At 45.6% G+C, this 6,057-nt stretch carries 7 protein-coding genes; 1 reads left to right on the top strand and 6 read right to left on the bottom strand.

The genetic code is table 11. The features are described from left to right. A partial coding sequence (locus tag WCO51_08645; GenBank protein MEI6513326.1) for an SUMF1/EgtB/PvdO family nonheme iron enzyme occupies positions 1 to 243 on the bottom strand: 243 nt, incomplete at its 3' end. A 147-nt stretch (positions 244 to 390) separates the two neighbouring features. Between WCO51_08645 and WCO51_08650 the strand changes: the two genes are divergently transcribed. After that, positions 391 to 516 carry a hypothetical protein gene (locus WCO51_08650; GenBank protein ID MEI6513327.1) on the top strand — a complete coding sequence of 42 codons (126 nt, stop codon included), beginning with the start codon at positions 391 to 393 and terminating at the stop codon, positions 514 to 516. A 121-nt stretch (positions 517 to 637) separates the two neighbouring features. Here the strand turns inward: WCO51_08650 and WCO51_08655 are convergent, their stop codons facing one another. The 5 genes from WCO51_08655 to WCO51_08675 all read right to left on the bottom strand — a co-directional run bounded on the left by WCO51_08655 (position 638) and on the right by WCO51_08675 (position 5,841). Beyond that, positions 638 to 1,423, bottom strand: coding sequence for a hypothetical protein (locus tag WCO51_08655; protein MEI6513328.1), 786 nt, complete (start codon positions 1,421 to 1,423; stop codon positions 638 to 640). Between the two features lie 112 nt (positions 1,424 to 1,535). Then, complete coding sequence (locus tag WCO51_08660) at positions 1,536 to 2,522, bottom strand: LCP family protein (protein ID MEI6513329.1); 987 nt, start codon at positions 2,520 to 2,522, stop codon at positions 1,536 to 1,538. Positions 2,523 to 2,645: 123 nt separating this feature from the next. Next, positions 2,646 to 3,533, bottom strand: coding sequence for a hypothetical protein (locus WCO51_08665; protein MEI6513330.1), 888 nt, complete (start codon positions 3,531 to 3,533; stop codon positions 2,646 to 2,648). Between the two features lie 212 nt (positions 3,534 to 3,745). Further along, the gene (locus WCO51_08670) at positions 3,746 to 5,140 is read right to left on the bottom strand and encodes an ATP-binding protein (GenBank protein ID MEI6513331.1); all 1,395 of its coding nucleotides are present in this window, start codon (positions 5,138 to 5,140) and stop codon (positions 3,746 to 3,748) included. Positions 5,141 to 5,142: 2 nt separating this feature from the next. Further along, a complete protein-coding gene (locus WCO51_08675; GenBank protein MEI6513332.1) occupies positions 5,143 to 5,841 on the bottom strand; it encodes a response regulator transcription factor in 699 nt (232 codons plus the stop codon). Positions 5,842 to 6,057 lie beyond the last annotated feature (216 nt).

The raw sequence follows: 6,057 nt of genomic DNA on the forward strand, positions 1-6,057 counted from the left end.
CTCATACTTACCGATCCAATAGCCCGAAAGGGTCACCCAGTGCTGGGGCAACTCGCGGGGACTGCTGTAACCCTCATTCCCGTTATTCCCCATCAGGAATCTGCCCGCAAGGATGTAGATCATCTTGCCTTTATATTTGAAGTCCTTGGGTTGAGGCGGCACCTTAGGTTCAACAGCCAAAGCGCTGCTATAAGCCGCTATCATACACAGAAGGATTGCTAAGCCCAATAAACGTGTTCTCATAACACTCTCCTTGTCATCAATCATAGATAACCCACGTACTGTATTGTAACGTAAGAACACCGGCGTGTCAAGAAAACAAGGCGTAACCGCTATAAACCCAGTAATTCACAGCTAAACACAGAGGCCGCTGCTAAGGTTTTTCGAGGTGTGGGATCATCTGGAAACCAGGAACGACGCGAGATACCGCGTCAATTAGTCGAAAAACTCCAGCTTTACCGTGATGAGGCTCAACTGAAGCTGGCGCTTTACCCCGTGGTTGAATTCGTACTATGACCTTTCATCTTAGTATTAGATGCTCTATGTGTGCTTGCATTATTGTTCCGTGTTTGCGGTCACCTTCAACTTTTTATAGGGGTATCCGTTTTTTCGGAGCAAGATCACTCTTGTGTAGCTACTACTTTGTAGGCAGCATCCAGGGTCTTCTTATGTTTCCACTCATATCTCGCCTGATGACCATGTCGCTTGGCATGATTGGTGAAACGCTTCCGTTAGCGAAAAGAACATTAATTCCTCTGAATCCGTGACGGGGATTTAAGTTTTCAGGATCGTCCCAGCCTTTTTTAGTATCGTATCGGCTGATAGCCAACCTGGTTACATACCTGGATTTCTTTGTGGGCATTCCGTTCGAATCGTCAAAAGCAACTAAATATCCGTCGTTATTGCCCAAAGGCATTGGATTATTCGTACCTAAAGGCCCTCCCCGAACTGTTTCCGCTACGACAATCATACCGTCTTTATTCGGGATATCCGTTTCCAAAGCCCCACTGGCGCCGGCATAAAACCCATAGGAAAGTTCAAGCCCATCTATGTTAGAGTTGGAATCCTTCTGTGCTGTCGGGCAGGTAAATATCGATTTCCCTGAAGCTTTCGTTCTTTTATAACTACTTAAAGCAACAACCCATGACGGAGGGGCATTATCTGAGCCATCACCTGTCTGAATACGATAGGCAGTCGGCAAACCGCCAGTATCTTCGATATAGAGTTGCAATGCCTGGCCGATATCCTTTAAGTTCATAGCGCATTGCTGAAAAAAGTTCTGTTCTAGCACGGCAAAGTAGACGGGCAATAAAAGAAGAAACAAGACAAGAAACGCAACGGAAATGACCCATCTATCGACACGGGTGAGATTTGGGCGACGCTTTTTGCTGACTCCTAATTCTTGTAAAGGTTCATCATTCAAGAGGCTAACATCCTATCTAATTTACTCTTCAATCAGCGCCGGCTCACTTCCGATGTATTATTTAGGATGGAAAAGAGCCTGGTAAAGCGAATTTATAGCAATCAAACACTATCTAGAGTTTCGTCTCAGGCTCCGAACGTGTTATTCCCGATGAAGCTGAGAAGGAGGAGAAAAAATTCATCTCCTTAAGCATCTGCTGTGCTTTCTGCTCATCTATTTCGAATGAAAGCCGACCGGTTGACCGGATAGGAATAGTGTTCATTTGGATTTTTGTGGACGATAGATTGCGGATCCAAGCTGCAAGCTCGACCAATTGATCGTCATTGACGGTGCCGCTTATGGATTTACGAATCGACTCTAAAATTCCTTTGTAACGAAGTGGTGATTGCTTTGTAAGTTGTGTTTTGAAAGAGGTCACAAATCCCTGTTGGCGTTTAATGCGATGAAAATCATCATCCGTATGGCGGAAGCGAACAAACCCCATCGCTTTATAACCGTCCAGCCATTGATAACCGGGTTGCAAATGAATATGCAAATTGCCCCAGTTATCGTCATAGTCCATTTTTTTATCGACAGTCACATAAAGCCCGCCAATTGAATCGATCAGCTTTCGGAAGCCATCAAAGCTCAAAACCAATACTTGATCAATTTGAATTCCTAGCGCCTGCTCAACCGTTTGCTTGGCTAACTCAGGCCCGCCTAAAGCATGAGCGGCGTTTATCTTTTGACGATCGTGACCGGGTATTTCAACGATAGTATCCCGAGGGATTGAAATTGCATCGATCCTCTCTTTGCCCTTTTCAAAGTTGCATCGAACGACAAAGATACTATCACTTCTTGCTTGAGTATGAATGACTTGGTTTTGGTTGTTGTAATCGACATCAGTGCCTAGGACGAGGATATTAACTTGCTCCAAAGCAAACTGAGCAGCGGGATTTGGGTTGAAGATTACTGATGGGTGCTTAATAATGGTCATGAGATAGGGCGTCATGCCGAGAGAGGTTCCAAACCATCCCAAAGCTCCGCACATAGTCAGCCAGCAAAATACTGCTAGAATTCGTTTTATTGGACTCAATTTCTTCTTTTTGCTAAATGCCAACAGAAAACCTCCGGCTTATCCTGCGCCCTAACAAATTATCCTTGAGGACATAACGCTGGTATTTTAGCATCCATGTCAGCTAAGTGTCAATTAAAAGCGCTCATCGCAAAGGACCAATTCAGGTCAAGGAACATTCACTTTCACGCCATTTCTCTTCAATACGTCTATAAGTTGATTTAACAGAACCTTACTTCTGACGTTTCGAATATCTGCGCGATTTACATTCATTGGTTCCTGAATAACGGGAGCCGCAACGGGGATATTATCTGCAATGATAATAAGCTGTTCACCAACATGCTTGCTGGTTTCCTGAAATAGCCTGCGCCGACCTTCTTTTGACAACCCGAAATAAAGCGTATAAATCTCTCCGGTCAACGGCGCAGGGGCTGAAATTGAATTATATGAGAAATCCGTTATATGCTTCTCAGTCAAGACGACCTCGCAGTTATTGAGAAGTCGTTGGACACTTTCACCCATAGAACCCGCAAGGTTTTGTTCCCACTGAGCTTTTGCTTCTTTATTGGTTAAAATATCCGAATCGGCCGGTACAGGGACTTCTGCTTTTGCCTGAACCACTTTGCTCACACCAAGCACCTTATATTCGATAGGGATTCGGGCTGAAACCTTTTTATACGTGATTGTTGGACTATAGCTGCCTTCTTGTAAAGCAACCAACAGATTGCCAAGTGCGACTTCATCGCCGTTAATCGCCCGTAAAAGCATATCAATCGGAACCCTTTTTTTCGCCTCAGTTACTGTCTCTGGAACCGCAAATTTCATCTCTTGCTCGCTCTGCTGGATGATATAAGGTTGATCATTGATAATGATGATTCGGTAACCTGAGTGTGGCGAGAGTCCCAAAAAGGTGATCGTTGAAGGCTTTATAGGAGTAAGAGGCTGCCTTGCGGTTATTGCGTTACTATAAGCTTGCCAACCATACCACCCGCCCAAAATAGCCGCGAACACGATGGCAATTATTAACGAAGTATTCTTTTGATAAAAACGCTGCATATAACCGGCTCACTCCTCACTAACATACGCTGCCAACACATCAGATGTTACCCGAAAACCCCAATTCCCAGACTTAGCGTAAGGCGATTCCGGAAGCCCTCTCCTGACTCCGGGGGTGGGATGACCTGCAAGAAATGTCTAAATCGCAACTGAAAGCAAAATCCTCTTCCTATCCCCAAAAGGAGCTTTTTAAGTTCAAAATTTAGCAAATGTCAACTGGTGACAGGAAGACGTATTATGAACTTGCTTCCATGACCTTCTTCACTGTAGGCTTCTACGCTTCCTCCATGCGCTTCGACGGTGTGCTTGACTATTGCTAGTCCAATACCGGCGCCACCTGTTCGAGTTCTTGCCTTGTCTGCTCGATAAAACCGCTCGAAGACTTTTGGCAAATCCTCTTCTGAAATTCCCTCGCCTGTATCAGTTACTTCGATCGTGATTTCGGCATCGCATCTCCTAGCAGAGAGCACCACCTGGCCACCAGACGGAGTAAATTTCACTGCATTATCTATGAGGTTGCCAATAGCTCTGGCTAGACGTGTCCAATCAGCAGATATATTTATAGTTGGGTCAGCCAACAAGCCAATGTTGATGTTTTTTTGATGTGCCCTTGGAGAAATGTTCTCGATCAATTCCTCAAGCATCGGCTTGAGGTCGAATACTTCCTTCTCTAATATTAGAACCCCCGCCATAATAGCTGAAAGCTCCAATAGCTCATCAATAAGTAATTCGAGACGCTCAGTTTCAGCAATAACAGTACCAAAGAGTTTGGCCGAGTCATCCCCAAGTCTTTCCGCTCGACGTTGAAGAACCTCGCTTGTAATCCGGATATTGCTGACGGGTGATCTGAGTTCGTGTGATATGTTGCCCATGAAGTCACGCCGCGCGCGCTCAAGTTCTTGAAGGCGTGAAGCCATGGTGTTTAAGTCTTCTGAAAGTTCGCCCAGCTCATCTCCGCTTGGTTCCCTGACTCTCGTTTCGAAGTCACCTCCTGCGATGCGTTTGGACAATTGACGCATCTTCCTTATCGGAATGATGAGCGCCTGAGCTAGTACGAGAGAAACAACAACGCTAAACACTATCACCCCTGAAAGTGCGAGAGCGGTAATTTTCTTTATTGGTGCAAGGGAATTCCTGTAGTCTTTTTCAGAGACCCATGCCCTGACAGCGCCCACTACCTTACCGTTATGCTCAATTGGGACCAAAACCACTATGTGTTGATCATCGTCCTTAGTGCCAGGTGTAACTTGAATATACGGCTTACCGCTCAGGACAGATTCGATTCCACTTAGTGTGCTTCCCTCAGGCGTTGAGGCTATTGTTGTTGCCAGCACTTGTCCATTTCTATCAACAACTGCAAATACTCCCGGATCATCAATAGCCAGTTTCCGCATTGCATGCCTTGTCTGGCGAAGACCTTGGGGAGTGCCAAAATCAGTCTCCAGTGCATCCGCAAGCGCATAGGCGCTGGACAATAGGGAATGCTCTTGGTATTTGACTTGGAGTTCCTTGAATGAAATAGAAAGGTAGATTGATGCGGCCACCGCAGCAACTGCAGCAATCGCTAGATGACTTAAGATTAGGCGAGATTTTATACCAAATGTCACAGTCAGACCTCTGCCATCTTGTATCCCACCCCACGGACAGTCAGGAGGAAGATTGGGTTTGCAGGATCCAGTTCAATTTTAGCTCTGAGTCTTCGAATGTGAACATCAAGCGTCTTTTCTTCGCCAAAGAAATCATCGCCCCAGACACGGTAAAGAAGATCATCTCGTTCGAATACTCTTCCAGGCTTGCGTGCCATAACAGCAAGGAGCTCGTACTCCTTTAAAGGTAGAACAACAAGCCTACCCTCCACACGCACTTCCCTTCGCAAGAAATCAACGGTTAGGGATCCTATTGTAGAAACATCAGGTATATCCGAATCCTGATAGCCATCCATTTCAGGGCGACGAAGCGCAGATTTCACTCGTGCAATAAGCTCTCGGAAGTTGAATGGTTTGGTTATGTAGTCATCAGCGCCAACTTCGAGGCCTACAATTTTATCAACGTCATCCTTCTTAGCAGTCAACATAATCACAGGAACAGGAGAACTACGTCTGATCATACGGCAGACTGTTATTCCATCCAACCCTGGCAGCATAAGGTCGAGAAGTACAAGATCTGGGGACTCCTGTCTGAAGATATCTAGCGCATTCTCACCACTGTTGAAGGAGACGACCGCAAACCCTTCATCTCTCAGCCCAGCGCTCAGAGAAGCAACAAGCGCCACATCATCGTCGATTATAAGTATCTTCTTCCCTGACATTCTGAACTCCCTAAGAGCAAAATGTTCGAATCAACAATGCCCTGTTTGGTATCCCCAAGAGTTAACCTCAAAGTTACCCTCACGTAACCTTGGTGGGGCATACTAAGATTGTATCACTGGAGAAGACCGAGTGTAAAGCATTTATCAAAACTAGGAACGGGAACGACCTAATCCTATTAGAAGGGGAGGGTAGAACATGTGGCAACGACCTGATGA

This window comes from bacterium, from assembly GCA_037131655.1.
Taxonomy (GTDB): domain Bacteria; phylum Armatimonadota; class Fimbriimonadia; order Fimbriimonadales; family JBAXQP01; genus JBAXQP01.

Coding starts and splice junctions, on each gene's coding strand:
- WCO51_08675 (MEI6513332.1), bottom strand. CDS start 5,841: ATGTCAGGGAAGAAGATACTTATAATCGACGATGATGTGGCGCTTGTT.
- WCO51_08665 (MEI6513330.1), bottom strand. CDS start 3,533: ATGCAGCGTTTTTATCAAAAGAATACTTCGTTAATAATTGCCATCGTG.